The sequence below is a fragment of the Mycetocola sp. CAN_C7 genome (assembly GCF_015752285.1).
GTDB lineage: Bacteria > Actinomycetota > Actinomycetes > Actinomycetales > Microbacteriaceae > Mycetocola_A.
This window is the reverse complement of sequence record NZ_JADOUY010000009.1, coordinates 18555-41642: the sequence shown is the minus strand read 5'-3', so window position 1 is coordinate 41642 and position 23088 is coordinate 18555. Positions and strand designations below refer to the sequence as shown.

Genomic DNA, 23088 nt, shown 5'->3' with positions numbered 1-23088 from the left:
CGCGGCTGCGTTGGACGCGGCCTCCGCCTCCCGCTGAACCCGCCCCAGCTACGACAAGACAAAAACAGAGGAACCCAATGACAAACGACCACAAGACCGCTCTCGTGGTACGCGGCGGCTGGGACGGGCACCAGCCCGTTGAAGCCACGGAGCTATTCATCCCGTACCTGAAAGCCAGCGGCTTCGAGGTACGCGTGGAGGAATCGCCCAAGATCTATGCCGACACCGACTACATGGCGGGCGTGGACCTGGTCACGCAGTGCATGACGATGTCCACCATCGAAAAGGACGAGTTCGAGGGGCTCCGGACCGCCGTCGAAAACGGCACCGGCCTCGCCGGGTGGCACGGCGGAATCGCCGATTCCCGAGGCCACATCATCACCACCGGAACCGATTTCTACCGCCTCAAAACCACACGTCAAGCACAGAAAGGCTGACCCCCGCAACCAGCGGCAAACAAGGAAATCCCCTACCCGGGGTGGGGCCAAATCAAACGGCAAACCCGGGTCCAAATGAAGTTGCTATTCCCAGGAAGTGATGAAGGGAACCCCGGAGAGGTGGGCGCTCGTGCGTCACGTTGGAGGCCAGGATGAGGCGGCATGTACCGGTTACAGGTTGAGCGCAACATCTTCTGGAACTCGTCTAGAGCAACTGCACAGTTTCGCTGTTCGTGGCACCCAGGCCAAAGAGATGGACCAGATCCGGGCCTCCTATGTTCTCGCTGCGCAAGCCTTCCTCGAGAAAGTCAAAGTTGTGGCAGAACAAGGCCTGCCGCACCGACAAGGCCGGCAAGCTTAACGATGGAATGATCGGTAGAAGCTCGTCAGCGCAAAAGGCGCTGACCTGCAGGGGCCGTTGAACTCACAATTTCACATAGGCTTAGGCGCATGCTCCACGTTGAGGGGTAACGCCTGAGGCTGAAGAAGGTTAAACCCCTTCTGACTAGGCGTTTTATTGCGCCGATAACCTGTATTATGTCAAGAGGAAGACGATACCTTCGCATTGGATGCGAACTGGCCGGTCACCGCGACCTCCCCTCCCTGACGCCGATCCGACGGTCCCGTCAGGTTCCTTCTGAACAGGCATAGCGTCCGGGAAGCACAGCCGTGCGCGAGCGAAATGGCGTCTGATCTGGCATTGCATGGGGTCTCTTGACAGTCATTCGCGTTTAATGCGAACATTTCGCATATTATGCGGACATTGGATTCAGCGACAGCCGGTGTGGTTCCCAGCCACCTTCGTGCGCATGTCGCGGTTCTGAACGCTGAGGAAAGCGTCTGGGTGGCGATGCTGGACGGGTGGGTAGCACAGACCGCCCGGAATCTGTCGGCGTCGACGATCGAGAAGCGCCGCTCGGTCGCGCTGCGGTTCCTGGCGTTTGCGGAGTGCTACCCGTGGTCATGGTCAGCGTCGATGGTCGATGAGTTCTTCCTCGAACTCCGCGGGCTGAAGGGCGCGTCGCACTCGACGGTGCTGGGCTACCAGAACGCTCTGCGGATGTTCCTGGAGTACTTGACCGACCCGGCCTATGGCTGGAGCGAGCAGTGCTGGGAGCGGTTCGGTGATCATCCGGCTCAGGTGTTCCACGAGTGGAACACGGCCCGACACTCTCAAGCGGCGATTGGTGCGCCCGGGAAGCGTCCTTACACGCGTGACGAGATCCAGGACCTCTTCGACTGCGCGGACGACCGGGTGCTCCGCATCCGCCGAGCAGGGTCGAAGGGATGGATACCGGCGTTCCGGATCGCGACGATCATGAAGGCCCCCTACGCCTGGGGGCTTCGCCGGAACGAGGTCCGTCAACTCGATCATGTGGACCTGGCGTCGAATCCTCGGGCCCGGCATTTCGGCGACGTCGGGATCATCTATGTCCGGTTCGGGAAGGCGATGCGCGGCTCTCCCCCGAAACGCCGCACCGTTCTGACTTTGCCGGAGTTCGACTGGATCGTCGAGTGCATGCGGCAATGGAAGGACGAAGTCCGGCCGCTGCTGGCGCCGCCGGGGTCGACAGCACTTTGGCCGAGTGAACGCAGCGGAATGCTCGCCGCCGATTCTGTCAGCCGGGCGTTCACCGAGGTCCGACGCGAAGCAGGACTCGAGGAGGATCTCGACTTCCATTCGCTGCGCCGCTCCTACGTCACGCACCTGGTCGAGGACGGTTACGACGCGTTCTTCATCCAGCAGCAGGTCGGCCACGAGCACGCGTCGACCACGTCCATCTACACCGGCCTCTCCCCCGATTACCGCGCCCGCGTCGTCGATGACGCGATCGCCCGGATGGCCACCAAGCTCAGCACGAAGGAGACCTGACCATACAACGACGGATCGAACACGGTTGGCGGCTCAGAGAACTGATGGCCACCCGCGGGATGAACACGATCTCCGACCTCATCCCGCATCTCAGTGACCGCGGCATCCATCTCTCCAACTCGCAGATCTATCGCCTCGTCGGCGGCACTCCCGAGCGAATGAACCTGGCCTTGCTCGGCGCGATCCTCGACACACTCGACTGCACCTTCGAACAACTCTGCCCGATCACCGTCCAAGCCGTTCCCGACCGGGCGACCGGCACCCTCGACACCTCCGCGAAGAAGGATGCGTTCCGTCCCGCTCGAGCACGGGTCCGCCGGCCGGAATGAGCGGGCACCGCTCCCCGACCGAATGCGCCCGCTGCGGCCGCACGGGGGTTCGATTCGCGACCACGTGACCAGAAGGGCGCGTTTGTCGACGCTGCTACCAACGGGCCACCCGCATCCACGGGAGCTGCCCGGGTTGCGGCGAGAACCGACTACTGCCGGGACTGATCGACGGGGAACCGTGTTGCGTCGATTGCGCCGGCATCCCGAGAGACTTTCACTGCACCCGCTGCGGCCTCGAAGACGAACCCGCCCGCACAGGGCTCTGCGCACACTGCTGCCTGACCGATGACCTCACGAGCCTTTTCGACGACTCCACCGGCCGAACCAACCCCAACCTGCTGCCGCTCTTCACCGCGATGACGCAGCAGACACACGCGCGCAGCGTCCGGGTCTGGTTGATCGTCAACCCGCACACCACGAAACTCATCCGCGACCTCGCCCGAGGAATCGTCCCGCTTGAGCACCCCACATTCACGGACCACAGCCACCCGAGCAAAGTCGCGTTCCTCCGCGAGCTCTGCATCGAACACGGGCTCCTCGATCCCGTTCATCTCGACATCGAGCGTTTCCAGAACTGGCTCGATAGCAAACTGCACCACACCAATGCAGACGACGCGCGTCTGCTGAAGCAATATGCCCGCTGGGTTCACCTGAACCGCATGCACCACCTCGCCGCCACCGGCCAGCTGAAGAAGGGCGCCTTCCTCTCCGCAAAGCAATCGACCTCGGTCGCACTCGAGTTCCTCGAGTACATCCGAGAACAAGGCCACTCCCCCACGACCTGCACCCAAGCCGATGTCGACAACTGGCTCGCCACCGGCCCCACGACCCGAAGCCTGGCCCGCGGATTCGTCCGATGGGCGATCAGCCACCGACACATCTCGTCGCTCGAATTCCCCTACCGAGTCGCAAAGTCAGAGCCCATCATCACCCAGCAGCAACGACTCGAACACATCACCCGGCTCCTCGCGCCCGCAACCGATCTCGACGCCGACGCACGCGCCGCGTCACTGCTTCTCCTGCTCTATGGGCAACCACTCGTCCGCATCGCCCGAATGCGACTGCAGCAGCTCGCCGCGACCGAAGCGGCCGTCACGATCTCATTCACCGACGACACCCTGACCATCCCGCCGCCCTTCGACCAGGTCATCCGCGACCACGTCGCCGCGCTGCCGAACCAGACCACCTCGGCTCACCACGAGAACCAATGGCTGTTCTCCGGGCGGCGCCCCGGCCAACACCTTCACCAAAGCACCCTCATGAACAAGCTCCGCGACGCCGGCATCGACCTCCGCGGCGCCCGCAACGCCTCGCTCCGGGCCCTCGTCCTCGAACTGCCCGCACCCGTCGTCGCCGACTCGCTCAACTACAGCTACCAAGTCACCGACAAGCACCGCCGAAATGCCGGCGCCATGTTCCTGGACTACGCAGAGCGGCGCTCCGACCCGAAGATTGGGAAACTAAACACATGAGCGAAGCCGTCAGCGCGAACGACATCCGCAACAACATCCGCGAACTCCTGATCCTGCACGAACAAGGCCGCATCGTGATGACACAGGACCGCTTGAACACCGACTTCCCCGAATCCGGCACACGCCACCGACGAGGCAATCCGGGGCCTCGAACTGGCCCATTTCGGAATAGTCCCTCCGAGCGCCGGTCCGCGGTGACGAGAGAATGAACTCATGGCCGCACTTTCCAACACCGTGCTCCCACTTATCCGCTCCCGCATCGACCTGCACCGATGGGAATCCGCGAACGAGCACGGCCGCCAAATGCACGAAGCGATAGACCTCCTCGAAGCAGCGATCCCCACGACTGAACCGGCCGAGGCCTACACCGTCACCCATAAGGCACTCACCAGTGCTCTCAAAGTGATCGGCCGAGCGGATGACTCCGGCGGCATCATCGGCGACGCATGCCTGAGGCTCCTCGCCCTCCACCCCCAACTCGCGGCTGCCGCCGGGATTCCGCCTGCGCGGCTCGTCCCCTGGATGATGACATTCCAATTCGACAGCGACGTGGACTACTTCGAACTCGATCCGGTCGCCTACGCACCCGCTCTCGGCAACAGAGGCCTGCAGGACTACCGGACCCGTCTGGACATGATCCGGAATCGACTCGGTCCGTCGCCAGACGCGGATACCTGGCAAGACCCCGACCGCCACGAACGCTGGGTGCTCGACTGGAACGACCGTCGCCTCGCGGTCCTCGACCGGGACATCGACGCCATCATTCGCACCCACGCCCGGGACCGCAAGGTCACAGCCTGGCTGCACGACACCGCGAAAGCCTTCGATGAGATCGGTGACATCGATCTGGCTCTCGACTGGGCAAAACAGGCCACTGACTTCGACTACGGACACCAATCGCAACGCGCAGCCGAATACTGGTGCACCCTCATCCAGATCAATCGCCCAAACCAGTTGCTCGATACCCGGACATACGTATTCCACAGATGGCCGACAGCGCTAAACGCGTCACGACTCCACACCGCCGCGGGAGCAGCATGGCCCGAACATGAAACCCTTGTCGCACAAGCACTCGTCGCCAATCCAGCCGACGCAGTCACATTCGCCCTCGGAACCCTCAACGACCCACGCCAAGCCTGGAAACTCGCCCACGACCTCGACCTAACCAGCGATCACACCTGGGACCACCTCATCAAAACCTACGAAACCATCGATCCGATCGCCGTGCTCCCCACGCACCGTCGACTCGTCGAAAACACCCTCACCGAAGCCGGCGCTGCCAATTACCGTGACGCCGCCCGGCGCCTGGCTAACATGCGCCGCCTCGCCAGCGGCACCGACGAGGCAGAAGACATCGACGCGTTCATTCGTCAGTTGCGCGACACACACCGCCGTCGCCCACGCCTCCAACAGGAATTCGACCGCGCAAAGCTACCCTGACTCTCCCCCACCACAGCCCCGAACTCGCCGGTGATGAATCCGCCGGGGCACCACATGTAATGCGCCTATTGCAGAATTTGCAGAACAGCGCTCCCCTGCGTGCGATCCGACGCCCCCGTCAGGTCCCTTTTGAGCAGGCGATACCTCCGGGGATCGCAGCCCGTGCGCGAGGGAAATCCGGTCTGATCTGGCACTACTTCTCCCGACGCTCTACCCACTACGGTGCCCCCCCCCCCCCCACTTCTTAATACAGCCGACACTGTATTATCGGGGTCATGCTCACGATAAGCACCCGACTTGACGTCATGAACCGACTCGGCCGCGCCATGGCCGACCCGACCCGCTCCCGCATCCTGATGATGCTGCTAGACGAACCCGCCTACCCCGCAGTGATCGCCGAGAAGCTTGAGCTCACCCGGCAGAACGTCTCGAACCACCTCACCTGCCTGCGCGACTGCGGCATCGTCGTCGCCGAACCCGAGGGCCGGCAGAACCGCTACGAGATCGCCGACGCGCACCTCGCGAAAGCGCTCAACGACCTGGTCGGAGTCGTGCTCGCCGTCGATGCCTCCGCCCCCTGCAACGACACCGCCTGCACCATCCCCGGATGCTGCGAGGCCGGCCAGTGACCACCACAACAGAACGCCCGAACCACGAGCGAAAAGCGCTCCTGCAGAAGCGCATCCGCCTGATCGTCGCCATCACGATCGGCTACAACCTGATCGAAGCCGTCATCGCGATCGCAGCTGGCACCGCCGCCTCATCCGGCGCCCTCATCGGCTTCGGCCTCGACTCCACCATCGAGGTCCTCTCCGCCGCCGCCGTCGCATGGCAATTCACCCGAAAAGAACCCGAACGCTGGGAGAAAGGCACCCTCCGCGTCATCGCTCTCGCGTTCTTCGCGCTCGCTCTCTATGTCGGCGCCAGCGCTGTCCTGACCCTCACCAGGGCGGTCGACATCGAGCACAGCACCGTCGGAACCGTCCTCACCGCGCTAAGCGTGGTGATCATGCCGTTCCTCTCCCTCGCGGAACGACGCAGCGGGCGCGAGCTCGGCTCCGCGACCGCCGTCGCGGACTCGAAACAGACACTGATCTGCACCTACCTCTCAGCCGCCGTGCTCATTGGCCTGCTGCTGAACACTCTGTTCGGTTGGTGGTGGGCCGACCCCATCGCCGCCATGGTCATCGTCGTCTTCGCTATCCGGGAAGGCCTCGAAGCTTGGAAAGGCGACGCCTGCGCCACGTCAGTTGGCATGCTTCTCGACGACGAGGACCACGTTGACGAACATCCGCATCACCACGGCTAACGACGACGAGACCGACGGAACGACATCAGCGAGGCCAGTGGACCGGAAGTCCTAGACTCTAGCTTTGTCTACCGAAGTATTCGAATTTGATAATATGCGGGTAGACTTCCCAATATGTTGTCTGAACTCAACCCCTATTCTCCGGGCTCCGGGCTCATTCCCCCGCATCTCGTGGGACGCCAGGACGAGATCGATGCGTTCGACCTCCTTGTTGCAAGGAATCGAGGAGGACGCCATTCTCGAGCGATCGTGCTTCACGGCCTTCGGGGTGTGGGCAAGACTGTTCTGTTGAATCAGTTCCGCGATCAGGCCGACCGTGCCGAGTGGCTGATAGTGGATCTTGAAGGTCAGGCGTCTGAGTCCGGGCAAGAGGCCGTTCGCCGCAAGCTAGCGCGCGAGCTTGCCCTTGCGGCACGACGGCTATACCGCGGCAGGGGCATGACAGAAAAGGTCAAACAGGCACTGTCGACCATCCGTTCGTTTGGGATCTCTTTTGGTGGCGCTTCTTTGGAGTTGGGTATCGAACCTGCTGTGGGGCGTGCCGATTCAGGCCGTATCGAGGTCGACTTCGAAGAGCTGATCGAGGACCTTGTGCCAGCGCTGAAAGAGAAGGATTCAGCGTTCGGTCTCTTCATCGATGAAATGCAAGATCTGGAGCCCGAACTGCTCACAGCGCTTCTGTCAGCGCAGCACCGTGCCGGCCAGCGCGGATGGCCTTTCTTTGTTATCGGCGCTGGTCTTCCCAACTTGCCGTCCACGTTAAGCGCAGCCCGTTCCTATGCGGAACGGCTGTTCAGCTACCGGGAGATCGGCGCCCTTGATGAGAAGTCCGCCACCGATGCGCTCGTAGTGCCCGCCAAAAGACAAGGTGCGGAGTACGACGTTGAAGCCGCTGAAATGATTGTCCGTTCTTCCGGGGGGTATCCGTACTACCTACAGACGTACGGGCAAGCTGCGTGGGAACTCGCCCTTGATCGACGGATCACCGAAGATGACGCGACAGCTGCAATACAACGCGGGAACGAGGAACTCGACATGGGGTTCTTTCCCGCTCGCTGGGACCGGGCTACGCCCGGTGAACGCAACTACCTGGCCGCCATGGCGCAGGACGCCGGCAAACCGTCACAAACTTCCGAACTCGCGAGCCGCCTCAAGACCAAGCCGCAAAGCCTGAGCCCCGTCCGTCAATCGCTCATCGAAAAGGGAATCATCTATGTACCGGACCGAGGGCTGGTTTCGTTCACCGTCCCCAACATGGATGACTTCGTTCGACGCCAACTCCAAGACTGACCTCGGCCAGGAAGCTAACGAATTCTGCGCTCGAAAGCCGTGAGCCAAACAGAGGCAGCCTTGCGGCGCTCGTCGACTCGAAGCGCGAGACCTATCCCAAAGGCCACCATGACGACGTACAGCAAGGCTGCACCGATTGCTCCTGCGTGAAGTAGCGGGTTGAGGGCCGCGACTCCTAAAACGACTGCGATGATGGATACGACGACGGAGCCGATCGCAACGAGCATCTGTGCGGTCCCAGGTTCTGAGTAGCGTCGCAATCCCGTCAGTATGGCGAGACGCACGTGAGGCTTCTTCCGCGTTGCCCGAACAAAGCTCTCTACCTCTTCTACTGTTGGCCACTCCGACTTAGCCGGCCAGTACGGTTGCGCGTCAGCGGGCAGCTCGGCGGGCATCCAAGGAACGAGGCTCCCGAACGTCGTAGCCGCGTTCAGCTCTCGACGAGCCCGGCGAGCGGTTTTCCACCGCTTCTGTGTGGCCATCAGCGGCTGAGGCCGCCGCGCTCGCGGTGCTGCACAGCTGACGGAGCACTCCACCGGTGTTTCGACGTTTTTCTCGGCGTCGTCGTCACTGCTTCCCGGGGGTGTTTCGCGTTCTCACCGTCGGCGAGGATACGGGCAGCAATCGATTCTTCCGCGATGCCCTTTTCTTCAAGACTGCTAGCGAACTTCTGACGGCGTTCGGAGCTGTCGTACTCCTGAGCGCTGGCGCTGCGCTCGTTGACTCCGTCGCCGGCTTGCTTCCAGTCGGCCTCCCGCTCCGCGAACTCATTGAAGTCTGCGATATCGGCACCGTCGACGTCGCCGGAGTTCCAAGCCCTCTCCGACTGTTCCTGAGCCTCGCGCTCTCGCCTTTCAGCGTTGGCGAAGAGGATCTGGCTGGCAGTGAGTTCTTCCGCTGAACGCTCTCGCTCGGCGCGGGCGTCAGCGCGGGCCTGCTCGGCTTCGCGCAACGCCGCGGCTACCTGAGCGGGATCTCCGCCCGGTGCGTCGACGTCGATGCCGTAGCGGTCCTGCACCTCCCGACGGATCGTGTCGCCGGCGTCCCGTGCGACGTCGTCGTGGTCACGCCACACGGTCGCTGTCTCGTGGACCAGGGCAATATCGTCGACCTTCGCGCTGTCCCACCACTCGGCGCGCCGCACCGGTTCGAGGCTTGCCCGGGCTGCGCCGCGTTCTGCCTCAAACCGGTTCTCGAGCTCGCGGTACTCCTGCTGTGCGGCGGCCTCTCGCGTGTGACTCATCTGCTCGCGCAGTCGGGAGATTCGCCCTCCGAACTGCGATGCCACTGTGAGAGCGATGCGCAGCGAGTCGTCGAACGTTTCACCCACTCCGTCTGTTTCGTCGGCCATGTTTGGTCCCCTATTCTCTTCCGTGACCGTCACGCTCGCGTGGCGTGGCTGGTGTCTTGTGTTTGTTCGGGTGCAGCTTGTTTGGCAGCGGTGAGCCGGTGCCGGGCGCTGCAAGTCCGTCCGTCGCGCGGCGCATGGCCTCGTTCTCGGAAGTCATCACGCGACCGTCGGCCCGGGTCGTTGTCGACGGGATCTCCGGCAAGCTCTGCTGCACCTGAGCGAACTTGCTGTGCATCATCGCCGTCAGCTGTTCGGCTCGGCGCGCGTCGCCGGCTGCGGTGTGAGCGTCGAGGATCGCGACGGTGACACGGCCGAGCTGGCGGAGCATGATGGCTTCCGCCATGGTTCCGCGCCCGCCACTGGCAGCCTGCATGAGAATCATTGCGGCGTTCGCTGCGGAGCCGAGCTGCGCTGGTTTCGGCTTCGACTGGTGAGCCCTGAGGTGTGCGCTGCGTGCCAGCTCGCGGGAAGTCTCAGCGAGAGGTCCAGGCGTCACCTCCACCCGCTGTGACCATGCCGCGAACGCTCCAGAAGTCTCGCGGGCAACGTGGGCCCACGTCGCCCGGTCGGTAACTGGAACGTCCCTCAGCTGCTTGCGGAGCTGCGCCAGCTCGTCGGTGTACTGCTTCCACAGTTGCGGGTCCGGGGTGGTTTCCTCGCGGCCCGGTGCAACCGGTCGGTACTGCCATGGGTTCTTGCTGGTGGCGCGCCACTCATCGGCCGCCGCCTGTGCTGTGGCGGGTGCGTCCGGCCATCCCTCGCGCAGTCGTGGCAACGTGAGGTCACGGGCGAGTCGACCGCCGCCGTACCAGATCGGCGTGGCGCCCTGAGGGGGTCGGAGAGCGACCGAATAGCCGGCCACAACATCGTCGCGTCCAGCGGCGAAACGGGGTCGGATCAGTACCCCGCCGCGTCGTAGCCGGCGAACAAACTCGCCCTCGTCGACCGACGCAGTAGCGGCGGCGCGGACGGTGCGTTCGAGCCGGTGGGCGTCGACCTCGACGGCCCCGGTGCGCTCCTGGCGAGCACGCTCCGCGGGCTTCACACCCCGCTCCCCCAAACCTGTTTCCCGGCTCTCCAGCTGCTCCAGCCCGTAGTCACGCTCAAGATCGCGGCAAACCTTCTGCGCCTTGGCGAAGTCGTTGTGGGTTGTCGCCTTGGTGCCGTCCTCGCGTACCAGAGACACCGCGATGTGCACGTGGTCATTGCCGTTCGTGGACAGTCCGTGACGAACCGCGACCCATCGGCACGGTGCCTTTCCGCTGTCTTCGGTGAAGCCCATCCGGTCCGCGAAGCCCTGGGCGATCGCGCCCCACTTCTCGTCACTCAGCTGGCCTTCCTCGGCGCGCAGTGAGAGCGAGCAATGCCACACATTGGCGTCTACCCGCGTCGTTGACACGACACCGGTTTCCGGGTCAGTGAGGCGTGCCGTCCTGGTCACGTTGACCCCAAGCCGTGTCCGCGGCTCATCGAGGTCGTGAGCGATCTTGAGCGCCGTTGCCTTATCCAACTGGTCGAATCCGTACATCGTCACGATGGCCGAATCGCCCGCCACCAAGTGCTGCTCCTGGTGCTCGTTGTGTCGCCCCTCGCCAGCGAGGTAGACCATAAGACCGGTCATCTCGTTCCCGCGCGTAACGTTCGGCATCATGACTGATCGAGCCTGTCCAGTGCCGCGCTGAGCCGTGGGACGAGTGCGCGGTACTCCTGCACGATCGCTTCCGCCTCGGCAGGAAACGTACTCTCCGTATTGGCAAACCGTGCGAGCTGGTTCACGTTGTTCGCAACGTTCGCCATCAGCCGACGAATCGCAAACACCTCCGCGATAACTTCCTTGCGATCGGTGTCGGTCTCAATGTGTGCGTTCATCGCAGACTCAACCAACAGCCGCGGAACAGTCACCCGCGCAACAACCGCCCGAGCACGCAACTGGACGTCCTCTTCCGCACTCACCCTCACGTTGTAACGACGCTCCCGCGGCTCGTCCGAATTCGCGCGCCTCTGGCGACCGAACAGACGCCGTTCGTTCTTGTCTGTCACGTCGTCCCGCCCCTCCTAGCCCAGCGCAGCGAACCCGAGAACTCGGGGACCATACGTCAAGTATGCCGACAACGACGCGGCGCGTCTAGGAGCACAAGCGAGTTAGGACACCTAACTCTATAGCTTGCTCCGCAGAGCGCTGGTACTTTGATACTCACAACTTGAAATTGTCGGGATGGGATCGAACCCTGTTCGATCCTCCGCTAGATGCAAAACTGGGGCTAGCGATGAAACATCAGCTGATAGACCAAGGAAGCCACGACGAGGGGAAATACGATGGCGAAAAATCCAACCGCGGAAGAAGCAATTGAACGCGCACGGGCATTGCAGGACAGCAAGATTGAGGCGGTTCGGGTTCTCGCACAGTCCAATCAGGAAGTGAGCGATGCACGCGAGCGGGCAGCGGACGCGGAGCGCGAGTACACGCGTGTTCATGGAGCAGCGGTAGCCGCCGGATGGACAGTTGATGAGCTGCGCAAAATCGGATTCTCCGACGCGGAAAAGAAGCCCAGAACGCGACGAACCAAGTCCGCCTCGCAATCGTCAGCGGGCGGTGCTCGCAACGACGAGTAACCGTCGGCGTAGGGGAGTGTTAGAGGCGGCAGCAATCTGAAATGTGCCGCCTCTTTTCTATGCCCGCTCCCTCGACGCGGATCTGCGTAGTCCGAGGTTTGCCTCTACTTGCGCAATCTGTTTTTTCGCGGCAGCAACAACGAGGTCGCCGGCATTGTCCTGCCACGACGGGTGCCGGGCGATGAACGTCTTACTGTTCAGAATTGTGGCGCGGTTAAAGGCGATCGGGTTCAGCGACTGGGTGCGTCCTGCGCGCGAAAGCAGCAGCCCGGTTCGGGAAGTAAGGGGCACGGTCACTCGGTCGCATGTATAGAGTCCTTCGCTGCCGTAACGGCTAGCGGCGACATTGGTTTCACCGGTCGCGTGTTGGCTTTGACCGTAGGTGCCGACGAGACGGTCACCGAGCACGAGGGAGCCCCCAGGGAAGCGCAAGACGTTCCAAGTGAATTCACCAAAGACTTCGACGTACGCATCTTCTCTCCCTGGATAGGAGCGGATCGCGGGGTCGTTCTCGGAGCCCAGAACCGACCATGCCATAGCGGCTATGCCAAGATCTCGCAGGAGCTGTTCGGCACCGGGCAGTTGCGTGAATTGAGGATCTTGTTCTGCCAGTACTTCCGGCAAGATCCGTTCGAGGAACAGTGGAGTCCCGCATAGTGGTGTAACGCATGGTGACCTGCCGCGTCGGTGACGACGTGGGCGCGGTCACCGTGTGATCCTTCGAGGAATATCTGACATCCCACTCGAAAGGCATCAACACGATGACCGCTCCACATATTGTCGACCCTGCCGGACTCCTTACCGAAGCTCTTGGCGATGCGTCGCCGGATTTGATGCGCAGTCTGCTGCAGACCATGATCAACGCTCTCCTCTCGGCTGACGCTGATGCGGTCGCCGGCGCCGAATGGGGCCAGCCTTCCCCAGATCGGGTGACGCAACGAAATGGTTACCGCCACCGACAGCTCGATACCCGTGTCGGCAGCATCGATGTCGCGGTCCCGAAGCTGCGCTCGGGAACCTATTTCCCAGAATGGTTGCTGGAACGCCGGAAACGATCCGAGGCGGCGATGATCACGGTGGTTGCCGACTGCTATCTCGCCGGTGTTTCCACACGTCGGATGGACAAGCTCGTGAAGACCCTCGGCATCAACAGTTTGTCGAAGTCGCAGGTGTCTCGGATGGCAGCTGACCTCGACGAGAACGTCAACGAGTTCCGTCACCGCCCTCTCGGAGATGCCGGGCCGTTCACCTTCGTCGCAGCCGATGCCCTCACCATGAAGGTCCGCGAAGGAGGCCGGGTCATTAACGCTGTCGTGCTCGTCGCGACCGGCGTCAACGCTGATGGGCGCCGCGAAGTCCTCGGTGTCCGGGTCGCAACATCGGAGACCGGAGCTGCCTGGAACTCGTTCTTCGCTGACCTCGTCGCCCGCGGCCTCACCGGTGTTCGACTCGTCACCTCAGACGCCCACCAAGGCTTGGTCGAAGCGATCGCCGCGAACCTGCCCGGAGCGAACTGGCAAAGATGCCGCACCCACTACGCAGCGAACTTAATGCCGGTGACACCGAAAACCATGTGGCCGGCCGTGAAGGCGATGCCCCACAGTGTTTACGACCAACCCGACGCTGAAGCGGTGAACGCCCAGTTCGACCGGCTCCTGGACTACGTCGACGGCAAACTCCCCGAAGCCCATGAACACCTCGATGCTGCTCGCGGTGACATCCTCGCCTTCACCGGGTTCCCGGAAGGACTCTGGCAGCAGATCTGGTCGAACAACCCGAACGAACGACTGAACCGCGAGATCCGCCGCCGCACTGACTCCGTCGGGATCTTCCCCAACCGGGACACCATCATCCGCCTCGTCGGCGCGGTCCTGGCAGAGCAAACCGACGAATGGACCGAAGGACGCCGCTACCTCGGACTCGACATCCTCGCCAAGTCCCGACTCACACTCGTCCCGAACATCGGAACCGAGGTGATCACCGAAACCGCCCTCGAACTCAGCGCCTAACCCTCAAATCGAAGGAGACACCGCTACACCACTAACAGGGACTTGACCAGCCGATCTCTTCCCGCTCACGCAACGATAAGAGACCCGCGCGGGGAACACTGAAATCCTGAACTGGAGGCGATAGCACTTTCCGATGGTCGCTCAGCCATCGATACGCAGTTGGACGCGACACCCCCGCGGCCCGCGCCGATGCGGCTACCGATAGCCCTGCGTCGAGCCCTTCCCAGAACGCCAAACGAACACCCAACGGCGACCACGGTCGACCCATTGATAACACCCCACAGAACTCAGAGTGTTGCGCTCACCACCTGAACTCGCCGGTCGTTAGTTTCGAGACACTTGAAATCGGCTGGCTGGCGTGGGTTGTGGCGGCTGGCCACCTGTCGTCATGGATAAAGAAGATAAACGGGGCTGCGTCCCCGTCCGCCTTGTACTCTGGCTATAAAGGATAAAGAAGCTAAACGAGGATAAAGGGATGGTCATGCGGAACCCGTTCAAACCGACCGCCGGGGCAAGACCACCCCTGCTTGTTGGCCGCAATGATGCTCTGGATAGCTTCCGTGAGGGGCTCGAGGACGGCCCCGGCTCGCCTGGCCTACTGACCATCTTCACGGGCCCCCGAGGCGTGGGCAAGACAGTCATGCTGACCGAAGCCGAAGCGCTGGCGCGCGAACAGGGCTGGGTCGTTATCTCCGAAACAGCCACCAAAGGCCTCATCAGCCGGCTGGCCGACTCCATCCAAGGCCGCCTTGAGGAGCTCGGCGACGGCAAACCCTCCCGCCGCGTCACGGCCGTCGCAGCCGCCGGGTTCGGAGTCACCACCCAACTGCCGCCGACTCGTCCCACCGGTTTACGTGAGCGTGCCACCGCGCTACTCTTCCGCCTTGCCGGCCACGACACCGGACTTCTGATCACGGTCGATGAGATCCACGCTGTTGACCGCGAAGACCTCACCGAACTCGCTGCAATCGTGCAGCACCTCATCCGTGAAGACTTGCCGATCGGCCTACTCATGGCCGGAATTCCCAAAGCCGTCGCCGACCTGCTCAACGAAGACGTGTCCACTTTTCTCCGGCGCGCGGACCGGATCGACCTCACCGGAGTTCCTCTGCAGGATGTCCGCGAAGCTCTCGCCCGGACCTTCGCAGACACGGGCGTCACAATCGAACCGGCACAGGTCGACCTGGCAGCAGAAGCCACCGGTGGATATCCATTTCTAATCCAACTCGTGGGCTACCACGTGTGGCGCCGCGCCGTCGAAGACACCGTGACAGACAAGTCTCTAGCCGCCGGTGTCGACGCAGCACGCCGCCGCCTGGGCGCGACAGTGCTCCAAGCGGCATTGGCCGACCTCTCCCCGGTTGACCGGAGCGTCCTCCTGAAGATGTCCGAAGACGAAGGACCCTCCCGAATCGCTGACATCGCACGCCGGCTGGGCGAAACCACCAAATACGCCGGTGTATACCGCCGCCGGCTACTGGATGCCGGAATCATCGTTGACGCCGGCCGTGGACTGACCGACTTCGCAGTCCCACATCTGCGCGAATACCTCCGGGAACACACTGATTCGATGAGTCAATCGAACCTCCCGTAGTCCTCTGCACTGGGTCACGTATGGGTGAGCAGGCTGAAATGCTCCGACGGGCAAAACGAAGTCACTTCTCCGGGTTGTGTCCGAGGATTTTGAGCAGCTCAGCGAGTGACATCTTCACCTGTTCATATCCGTTTTGATAAAAGAACGGGGTCATATCGCGGGGGCTGGTGTCATCAAGTGCGCGCACAATATCGACAGTTTCGAGGACGAGAGCTTCGACCTCAGGGGGCAACTTTCCTGGCCAAATGGCGTCATCGGCGCTGTTCACGATTCAATGTTCCTTCCTTCTGGAGCTGAGTCTTCAGCGCCGATCTCATCGAACCCTGCTGTCAGCTGATCAAGCGGACGCGGAGGCAAATACCGGTACAGGCTTGACCGTGTGATACCGGATTTGGCCACGATCTCAGACATCGTCAGACCGGTGTCCCGCAGGTGCGCCGCATAGGCGAGCTTGGTCGGGTCGACTACGGAAGGCCTGCCCACCTGCCGGCCCTTGCTGACGGCAACGGCTCGGGCATGGGCGGCGCGTTCGATCGCATAAGTGCGTTCCATCTGACCGAACAACGCAAGCATCACCACCGCGAGTTGCGACATAGGATCCTCCGGGTTGGCCGAATCCACCCGAATCGGATCAGCCAGGTTCCGAACCCCCACGCCCCGCTCTTTCAGCTCGTAGATCATGTTCAGCGTGTCGCGCACAGTACGACCCAGACGGTCCAGGGTGTGTACAACGATGACGTCACCGTCACGCGCGTAGTCGAGCGCAGCCGTCAGCCCCGGGCGCTTCGTCGTGGCTCCAGATTTCTTGTCGACATAGATCCGGCCCGACGGGATTCCGATCGCGCCCAGGGCGTCGAGCTGCCGATCGAGATCTTGCTTTGCCGTCGAGACGCGCGCGTAACCGATGTCCATCACCCGAACGTACCGGAAGTCACATCCGTACCCGGTCCATGAAACACCATCGTGAACCCGACTTTTGGAATATCAAAGGTCCACCCGGCACAGAATTCTCAAAACCCATAACAGAGCGTTCCACTACCAAGGAACTGGGACGGCTCCGTTACGAGAAGCAAATGACTTGGGTGTTTCTTGGGAACATCCGAATCAGCAGAAAGAAGGCGGCAAGAAATCAGGGGCGGCTCAGGTCTGGACGGGTAAAATAGGTTAGCCTTACCTTTGTTCATTTACCTCGACCGAAAGAACCCCTTGAGACGACTGACTTTCGCCGTGGCCGCTGTCGCCGCCGCTCTCGCGCTCTCCGGATGCTCCGCCGCCGCTCCGCAATCACCCTCCGCGACGGGCGGCACCCTCACGGGAACGAATATCACCGTTTATAATGCTCAGCACGAAGAACTCACCCAGGCTTGGGCCGACGCCTTCACTAAGGAGTCGGGCGTCACGGTCACCCTCCGCAACGGCGACGACTCCGAGCTCGGAAACCAGCTCGTGCAGGAGGGTACCGTTTCACCCGCCGACGTATTCCTCACCGAGAACTCGCCGGCTATGTCACTCGTCGACAATGCCGGCCTCCTCGCGAAAGTGGATGCTGGGACGCTTGCGCAGGTGCCCGAGGCATACAAGCCCTCCACGGGCACGTGGACCGGCATCGCAGCTCGATCATCGGTGATGGTCTACAATCCGGCCAAGATCGCTGCCGATCAGTTGCCCCAGTCGTTGCTGGACCTGCAGAACCCGGAGTGGATGGGCCGCTGGGCGGCCTCCCCTGCTGGCGCCGACTTCCAGGCGATCGTTTCGGCGCTGCTGGAGCAGGAGGGTAAGGACAAAACTCTCGCGTGGCTGAAGGCGATGAAGGATAACTCGGTTGCCTACAAGAGCAACAGCACAGTGATGAAGGCGGTGAATGCCGGCGAGATTCCTCTGGGCATCACTTACCACTATTACTGGTTCATCGACCAGGCCGGCACCCAGGAGAACAGCGCCGAGACCAAGCTCGCGTACTTCAAAAACCAGGATCCGGGAGCGTTCGTCAGCATCTCCGGCGGCGGCGTCCTCAAGTCGAGCAAGAGACAAGCTGCAGCCCAGGAGTTTCTGAAATTCATCACCAGCAAGAACGGTCAGGACATCCTACAAACGGGCACGAGCTTTGAGTACCCGATCGCCAGTGACGTCGCCCCTAACGTAGCCCTGCCCACCCTCGACTCGCTCGAGGCCCCGAAAATCGACCCCAGCAAACTAAACAACAAGGTAGTCACAGACCTCATGACGCAGGCAGGCCTGATCTAGCTGAGCACCACCATCCGCCCGCTGCTTGGGGGTGCGACCGACAGGTCGCGCCCCCCTGTGGCGTTGGCCGTGCTCATAAGCATCATCGCCGTCGGGATGCTCGTGCCTGTCGGTTTCATCGTCTCCGTCGGATTCGACGTGGGCTGGTCGGCCCTCGCACCACTGATCTTCCGGCCCAAGGTGCTGGAACTGCTCACCAACACTCTGCTACTGGTTCTAATCGGCGTTCCGATCTGCGTGGTGCTCGGTGTGGGCGGCGCCTGGCTGGTGGAGCGCACAACCGTGCCGGGCCGCCGGGTATGGGCGATCGTGCTGGCAGCGCCTCTCGCCGTGCCTGCGTTCGTCAGCAGCTATGGCTGGGTGAGCGCGATCCCTTCGATCGGGGGTCTCGCCGGTGGGGTGCTGATCGCCGTGTTGGCCTACTACCCGCTGGTCTACCTCCCGGCCCTGGCCACCCTGCGCACCCTCGATCCCGCGCTCGAGGAGTCGGCCAGGGCACTCGGTCTCTCCCCATTCGTCGTGTTCGTCCGGGTCGTGTTACCGCAGCTGTGGCTCGCGATATCAGGCGGCGCTCTCATCGTCGTCCTACATCTCTTGGCCGAATACGGGGCGTTCGCTCTGATCCGGTTCGACACATTCACCACCGCGATCGTCGCCCAGTTCCAATCAACCTTCGCCGGCCCGGCCGCCAGCGCCCTGGGAGTCGTCTTGACCGGCCTCTGCCTGGTCTTCCTCATCTCCGAGGCCTCCACCCGCGGCCACCGCCGCTACGCGAGAGTCGGCTCGGGTGCCGCCCGGCCGGCTCCGCGCGCCAGCCTCGGCGTATTCACCGTCCCAGCCCTGATCGCCCTTGCCGGGCTCGCCATCACGGCGCTCGGCGTACCCGGCGCAAGCCTGATTCACTGGCTCAGCCGCGGCCAGCCGTGGGCTCAGCCCGAACTGCCGGGTGCGCTGGGGCAGACCATCCTCTTCGCTCTCGGCGGCGCCGTGGCCACGACCCTGATTGCCCTCCCCGTGGTGTGGCTGAGCGTGCGACATTCGGGACGCCTGAGCCGGGTGCTTGAGGGCGCAATGTATCTGGCGAGCAGTTTGCCCACGATCATCGTCGCGCTGGCCCTAGTAACCGTGACCTTGCGCCTCGTGCCGGCGCTCTACCAGACCCCGGCCACGGTGATCATTGCGTATGTCATTGTCTTCCTCCCTCGGGCGTTAGTCAGTATGCGCAGCGGACTCGCGCAGGTACCCGTGGAACTCGAGCAAGCCGCCCAGTCGCTGGGCAAGAGCCCCTTCACGTCACGGATGCGCGTCACTTTCCCCCTCATGGCCCCCTCGATCGGCGCGGCGGCCGCGCTGGTCGGCCTCGGCTGCGCCAACGAGCTCACCGCAACCCTCCTACTCGCGCCGAACGGAACGCGCACGCTCGCCACCCAGTTCTGGTCAGTCAGCTCCTCCGCCGCCTACTCGAATGCGGCCCCATATGCGGTGCTCCTCATCGCGCTCTCAATCCCGGCGGTCACCATCCTGTTCGCCAACACCCGGAAGAAGCTCCCGACATGACGAGCCTGACGCTCAGTGGCGTAAGTAAATCCCTCGGCAACCAGCCGATACTGCACAACATCAACTTCAGCCTGCAGCCCGGCACCCGGCTCGCGCTCGTCGGCGCGTCCGGAAGTGGAAAAAGCACCCTCCTGCGCCTCATCGCCGGATTCGCAACCATCGACGCGGGCAGCATCAGCCTGGGCAACACCTTGCTATCGAGCCCGTCCGAGCACCTACCGGCCCATCGCCGCGGCATCGGCTACGTTGCCCAAGACGGCGCCCTCTTTCCCCACCTGACCGCACGTCAGAACATCCGTTTCGGCCTCCCCCGCAGCGCTGCCCGCGACGGACGGGTGACCGAAGTCGCTGAGCTTGCTGCCCTGAACCCGGACCTGCTCGACCGTTACCCGCACGAACTCTCTGGCGGCCAACAGCAGCGCGTCTCCCTGGCGAGAGCACTCGCGCCTCAGCCCCGATTGATCCTGCTCGACGAACCCTTCAGCGCCCTCGACACCGGGCTTCGGACCCGGACTCGGCAAGCTGTGATCGATACGCTTCAACTGGCCGGTACCACGACCATCCTCGTCACTCATGACCACGAGGAGGCTCTCACCTTCGGCGACAGCGTCGGCGTTATCGTGGCCGGGCACCTCGAACAGCTCGGAACGCCGTCCCTGGTCTTTGACGCACCGGACACGCGTGAGCTTGCAACGTTTCTCGGTAATGCCCTGCTGCTCGACGCGCAGGCCGGTGCGCATCCGGCCTCCGTACTTACCGCACTTGGAGTTGTCCCCGTGTGGCACGACCGAACTGCCGGAGCGACGGGTGGGCGCACGCTCATGCTGCGCCCGAGCCAGCTAACAGTGAACGTACACCAAGACGCGCCAAACGCCGAGATCGTCTCCTTTCTTCCGGCCGGTCAGTACGCCCGGGTCACCCTGCGCCTCTCGGACGGGACGCGGATCGTTGTCCCCGTTCCGGCGACGACCGCCGCAGGCCTGGCACCCCGCGACCAGGTCACCGTCTCGGTCCTTGGCGGCGGCGTCGCTTATCCGAGTATTTGAGGCTTTGAGGCTTTGAGGCTTTGAGGCTTTGAGCACCACCTAATCGTGCGGTTCAGCACCACGGGCACTCTTCCGACCATTAGGCGCTGGCCAGCGCCGTGTGCTCCCTCATGTTGTAGGTGCCGGTCTCAACCCAGTAACGGCGCTCAGCGAAATTCCCCAGTCTTGCTCATCGAAGCTCCCCAGGTCGCGGGGTTAGGTTAGCGGAAGTTTGTGCCCGTTGTCACGCGGCGGAGCTCGTTGGATTGGGCGGCGTGGTTGCGGAGCCGGTAGGAGCCGCCGTCGAGGGTGAATCGGCCTGACTTTCGTTCCGTTCTTCAAAGTAAGGATGGAACATCATGAACAGGAAGTATTCGCCGGAGATGCGTGAGCGGGCGTTGCGGATGCTCGCGGAGGCCAGGCCGGAGCATCCGACGCTGATGGCCGCGATCCGTCACGTCGCGGGGATGCTCGGGATGAGCCCGGAGACGTTGCGGCTGTGGCAACGCCGGTTCGAGGTCGACGCCGGCGTGAAGCCTGGGGTCACGTGGCGAGTAGCGCTTGATGGTAGCGCCAGTCCACGTAGTTGGTAGCGCGGTTCTGACGAGGTGGTAGCGACCCGGGCTTTGTTCCCGGGCCGCTCCGGTGTTATTCCCAGTAGGCCTCAGCGGCGCGGGCTTGGTCGTTGCGGTGTCGGCGCATGTCGATCTGGCCGAGGTTGATGATCCGGGCGTTGTTGGCGAGGCGGTTCACGATCGAGTCCGCCGCGACACGGTCGGGCAGTTCGGCAACCCAGTGCGTCGGCCCGGTCTGCGAGGCAATCATCGTTGGCAGCCGGTGTTCGCGGTTCGCAAGGATCGCGAACAGGTCGTTGGCGGCGTCGCTGTCGATGCCGACGGTGAGGAAGTCATCGATGATGAGCAGGTCGATGTTGGAAAGCTCGTTCAACAGTTTCTGGTGGGCGATGCCGTCGCCGCGGGCGATGACGAGCCTTCGGGCGAGGTCGTCCATTCGGAAGTAAAGAACCGAGTGCTCACTCTGGCAGGCGCCGATGGCCAGCGCGCAGGCAAGGTAGGTTTTCCCGCCTCCGGTGGGCGAGATGATGAGCAGGTTCGTCGCATCGGAGCGCCAGTCATGTGCGGCATAGCGTCGCTTTCTGACCGGGGTGATCCCGCGTCCGTCGCGGTAGTCGACCTCGGCGACGGTCGCTCCTGGGATCGGGAAGGCGGCCTGGCGGATGAGTTTGTCGACCTTGTTGATGCGTCGGGACTCCAACGCGTCGTCGACGGCGGTGAGGAACAGCTGCTCGGGGGTGAGGGTGTCGTTGGCTTCGTCCTGGATGAGCTCTTCCAGCCGGGTCGCGACGTGGGTCACGCGCAGGGACCGGAACTTGTCGTAATCGATGCTGGTGAACATCACTTCCCCTCCTCGTCGCGTGCGTAGTGGGAGGCGTCGCGAACATAGACGTCTGGCATGGTCTCGCGGAAAACGACGGTGCTGACGCGTTTGCGTGTCGAGGCCGCCGGGACCTGCGGCCGGGGCTTCTTCGCATCACTATCGATCGCCGCCATCAACCGTTTCAGGGTCGTATAGGTCGTATAGGTCGGATGGGCGCTGCGGTTCACGAGCTCCTGGCAGGCCGCCTCCAACCGTTCCCGGTTGTTTTTGCCGAGCCCGTCCAGGATGTTCTGGCAGGACAGGTAGCCCTGCGCCTCAACCACCTGTCCATCGAGGATCTGCTCGATCACCGTGACGGTTGCCGGCCCGACGCTGCGCGCCCGGTCGGTGAACCACCGCCTCGACCACAGCCCGTCGATATTGCGGTGCTGCGGCGGGACGTGTTCCGGCAAGGTCGAGTACTGGCCTTTGCGGCCGGTCAGCCGGGGGTGTTCGCAGATGCTCTCGTGCCCGTCGAAGACCGTCACCCGAGACGACGTCAGCCTCACCCGCAACAGCCTGCCCGCCAGAGCGAACGGCACCGAATACCGTTGCGTGTCAGCGGTGACATGGTAATTGCGGCCGGCCTTCAGTTCCTTCCACGAGACGTCCTCGAACCCAGCGTCCGGCAACGGCTCGAGGAACTCCCGCTCTTCGGTTTCGAACCTCTCCCACCGGGTCGTATCGTCCGCGCGGCGGATGTCGTGTTGATCTCCCGCACCCGCTCCTCGATTGCAGCATTCAACTCGGCGAGGGTCGTGAAGACATCGTCCTCGAGGTAACCGATGACGCGTTTGTTCACGACGTTCACCGCGTTTTCGGCAGCCGCCTTATCTCGCGGACGCTTCACGCGTGCTGGCACGATCGCGCACTGGTAGTGGTCGGCAAGCTGCTGATATCTGGCGTTCACGACCCGCTCCGCATCGCCCCTATGGGTCTGATGGGTCGAGGTCGTCGGGTTGTCCGGAAGTGGAGTCCCGCGTCAGATACTCGGCGAGGAACTACGCACTCGCAGGCAGGCAACCGTCTCGGGATCGCTAGCACCAGGCGGTGACCTGGTGAGGCCGTCCACGAAGGGGCATGTGTAGGGCGAGGGCGAGGATCAGGG

Annotated in this window: 24 protein-coding genes and 1 pseudogene; 16 read left to right on the top strand and 9 right to left on the bottom strand. The window is 63.0% G+C overall.

The genetic code is table 11. From position 1 onward, the window contains the following. Positions 1 to 77 precede the first annotated feature (77 nt). The 9 genes from IWX78_RS15515 (at position 78) to IWX78_RS15475 (ending at position 8150) form a co-directional block, all read left to right on the top strand. Positions 78 to 437 (top strand): ThuA domain-containing protein, encoded by a 360-nt coding sequence (locus tag IWX78_RS15515; RefSeq protein WP_334684792.1) that lies wholly within the window; start codon positions 78 to 80, stop codon positions 435 to 437. Between the two features lie 763 nt (positions 438 to 1200). Beyond that, positions 1201 to 2310, top strand: a complete 1110-nt coding sequence (locus tag IWX78_RS15510; protein ID WP_334684791.1) for a tyrosine-type recombinase/integrase — start codon at positions 1201 to 1203, stop codon at positions 2308 to 2310. Further along, positions 2307 to 2639, top strand: a complete 333-nt coding sequence (locus IWX78_RS15505) for a helix-turn-helix domain-containing protein (protein ID WP_334684799.1) — start codon at positions 2307 to 2309, stop codon at positions 2637 to 2639. The genes IWX78_RS15510 and IWX78_RS15505 overlap by 4 nt, the downstream gene beginning before the upstream one ends. 356 nt (positions 2640 to 2995) lie before the next feature. Beyond that, the gene (locus tag IWX78_RS15500) at positions 2996 to 4111 is read left to right on the top strand and encodes a hypothetical protein (protein ID WP_196834540.1); all 1116 of its coding nucleotides are present in this window, start codon (positions 2996 to 2998) and stop codon (positions 4109 to 4111) included. Further along, entirely contained in the window at positions 4108 to 4320 is a 213-nt protein-coding gene (locus IWX78_RS15495) for a hypothetical protein (protein WP_196834539.1), read from the top strand. The genes IWX78_RS15500 and IWX78_RS15495 overlap by 4 nt, the downstream gene beginning before the upstream one ends. A 4-nt stretch (positions 4321 to 4324) precedes the next feature. Then, positions 4325 to 5551, top strand: coding sequence for a DUF6880 family protein (locus tag IWX78_RS15490; RefSeq protein ID WP_196834538.1), 1227 nt, complete (start codon positions 4325 to 4327; stop codon positions 5549 to 5551). 275 nt (positions 5552 to 5826) lie between these two features. Next, entirely contained in the window at positions 5827 to 6180 is a 354-nt protein-coding gene (gene cmtR / locus IWX78_RS15485) for a Cd(II)/Pb(II)-sensing metalloregulatory transcriptional regulator CmtR (RefSeq protein WP_196834537.1), read from the top strand. After that, on the top strand, positions 6159 to 6860 hold the full coding sequence (locus IWX78_RS15480) for a cation transporter (RefSeq protein WP_196834536.1): 702 nt from the start codon (positions 6159 to 6161) through the stop codon (positions 6858 to 6860). Before cmtR ends, IWX78_RS15480 begins: the two co-directional genes overlap by 22 nt. A gap of 114 nt (positions 6861 to 6974) precedes the next feature. After that, positions 6975 to 8150 (top strand): AAA family ATPase, encoded by a 1176-nt coding sequence (locus IWX78_RS15475; RefSeq protein ID WP_196834535.1) that lies wholly within the window; start codon positions 6975 to 6977, stop codon positions 8148 to 8150. A gap of 481 nt (positions 8151 to 8631) precedes the next feature. Here IWX78_RS15475 and IWX78_RS15470 read toward each other — a convergent pair whose 3' ends face one another. The 3 genes from IWX78_RS15470 to IWX78_RS15460 are packed head-to-tail and all read right to left on the bottom strand — an operon-like array spanning position 8632 to position 11541. Continuing rightward, positions 8632 to 9501 (bottom strand): hypothetical protein, encoded by an 870-nt coding sequence (locus IWX78_RS15470; RefSeq protein WP_196834534.1) that lies wholly within the window; start codon positions 9499 to 9501, stop codon positions 8632 to 8634. A 10-nt stretch (positions 9502 to 9511) separates the two neighbouring features. Next, on the bottom strand, positions 9512 to 11122 hold the full coding sequence (locus IWX78_RS15465; protein WP_334684790.1) for a relaxase/mobilization nuclease domain-containing protein: 1611 nt from the start codon (positions 11120 to 11122) through the stop codon (positions 9512 to 9514). 26 nt (positions 11123 to 11148) lie between these two features. Next, complete coding sequence (locus IWX78_RS15460) at positions 11149 to 11541, bottom strand: plasmid mobilization protein (RefSeq protein WP_196834532.1); 393 nt, start codon at positions 11539 to 11541, stop codon at positions 11149 to 11151. A gap of 276 nt (positions 11542 to 11817) precedes the next feature. Here IWX78_RS15460 and IWX78_RS15455 point away from each other — a divergent pair, with 276 nt between their 5' ends. Continuing rightward, positions 11818 to 12114 carry a hypothetical protein gene (locus IWX78_RS15455; RefSeq protein ID WP_196834531.1) on the top strand — a complete coding sequence of 99 codons (297 nt, stop codon included), beginning with the start codon at positions 11818 to 11820 and terminating at the stop codon, positions 12112 to 12114. Positions 12115 to 12171: 57 nt separating this feature from the next. Here the strand turns inward: IWX78_RS15455 and IWX78_RS15450 are convergent, their stop codons facing one another. After that, positions 12172 to 12738: a hypothetical protein gene (locus IWX78_RS15450; protein ID WP_196834530.1), complete on the bottom strand. Its 567-nt coding sequence runs from the start codon at positions 12736 to 12738 to the stop codon at positions 12172 to 12174. Positions 12739 to 12875: 137 nt separating this feature from the next. Between IWX78_RS15450 and IWX78_RS15445 the strand changes: the two genes are divergently transcribed. Then, positions 12876 to 14123 (top strand): IS256 family transposase, encoded by a 1248-nt coding sequence (locus IWX78_RS15445; protein WP_196834529.1) that lies wholly within the window; start codon positions 12876 to 12878, stop codon positions 14121 to 14123. 46 nt (positions 14124 to 14169) lie between these two features. Here the strand turns inward: IWX78_RS15445 and IWX78_RS16475 are convergent. Then, a pseudogene (locus IWX78_RS16475) lies at positions 14170 to 14391 on the bottom strand (IS30 family transposase); the annotation flags it as partial. Between the two features lie 207 nt (positions 14392 to 14598). Between IWX78_RS16475 and IWX78_RS15440 the strand changes: the two are divergent. Beyond that, positions 14599 to 15717, top strand: a complete 1119-nt coding sequence (locus IWX78_RS15440) for an ATP-binding protein (protein WP_334684789.1) — start codon at positions 14599 to 14601, stop codon at positions 15715 to 15717. A gap of 61 nt (positions 15718 to 15778) precedes the next feature. Here the strand turns inward: IWX78_RS15440 and IWX78_RS15435 are convergent, their stop codons facing one another. Beyond that, the gene (locus tag IWX78_RS15435; RefSeq protein ID WP_196834528.1) at positions 15779 to 15985 is read right to left on the bottom strand and encodes a hypothetical protein; all 207 of its coding nucleotides are present in this window, start codon (positions 15983 to 15985) and stop codon (positions 15779 to 15781) included. Continuing rightward, entirely contained in the window at positions 15982 to 16629 is a 648-nt protein-coding gene (locus IWX78_RS15430; RefSeq protein WP_196834527.1) for a recombinase family protein, read from the bottom strand. Before IWX78_RS15430 ends, IWX78_RS15435 begins: the two co-directional genes overlap by 4 nt. A gap of 315 nt (positions 16630 to 16944) precedes the next feature. On the opposite strand from IWX78_RS15430, the gene IWX78_RS15425 reads away from it, so the two are divergent. The 4 genes from IWX78_RS15425 (at position 16945) to IWX78_RS15410 (ending at position 21136) form a co-directional block, all read left to right on the top strand. Continuing rightward, positions 16945 to 17961, top strand: a complete 1017-nt coding sequence (locus IWX78_RS15425; RefSeq protein WP_196834526.1) for an iron ABC transporter substrate-binding protein — start codon at positions 16945 to 16947, stop codon at positions 17959 to 17961. Positions 17962 to 18030: 69 nt separating this feature from the next. Further along, positions 18031 to 19518 (top strand): ABC transporter permease, encoded by a 1488-nt coding sequence (locus IWX78_RS15420; protein ID WP_334684788.1) that lies wholly within the window; start codon positions 18031 to 18033, stop codon positions 19516 to 19518. Beyond that, positions 19515 to 20564, top strand: coding sequence for an ABC transporter ATP-binding protein (locus IWX78_RS15415; protein WP_196834525.1), 1050 nt, complete (start codon positions 19515 to 19517; stop codon positions 20562 to 20564). Before IWX78_RS15420 ends, IWX78_RS15415 begins: the two co-directional genes overlap by 4 nt. A gap of 338 nt (positions 20565 to 20902) precedes the next feature. After that, positions 20903 to 21136 carry a transposase gene (locus IWX78_RS15410; RefSeq protein ID WP_196834524.1) on the top strand — a complete coding sequence of 78 codons (234 nt, stop codon included), beginning with the start codon at positions 20903 to 20905 and terminating at the stop codon, positions 21134 to 21136. Positions 21137 to 21191: 55 nt separating this feature from the next. Here IWX78_RS15410 and IWX78_RS15405 read toward each other — a convergent pair whose 3' ends face one another. Continuing rightward, positions 21192 to 21959 (bottom strand): ATP-binding protein, encoded by a 768-nt coding sequence (locus IWX78_RS15405; RefSeq protein ID WP_196834567.1) that lies wholly within the window; start codon positions 21957 to 21959, stop codon positions 21192 to 21194. Continuing rightward, complete coding sequence (locus IWX78_RS15400; RefSeq protein ID WP_442929261.1) at positions 21959 to 22612, bottom strand: Mu transposase domain-containing protein; 654 nt, start codon at positions 22610 to 22612, stop codon at positions 21959 to 21961. Before IWX78_RS15400 ends, IWX78_RS15405 begins: the two co-directional genes overlap by 1 nt. Positions 22613 to 23088: the final 476 nt, after the last annotated feature.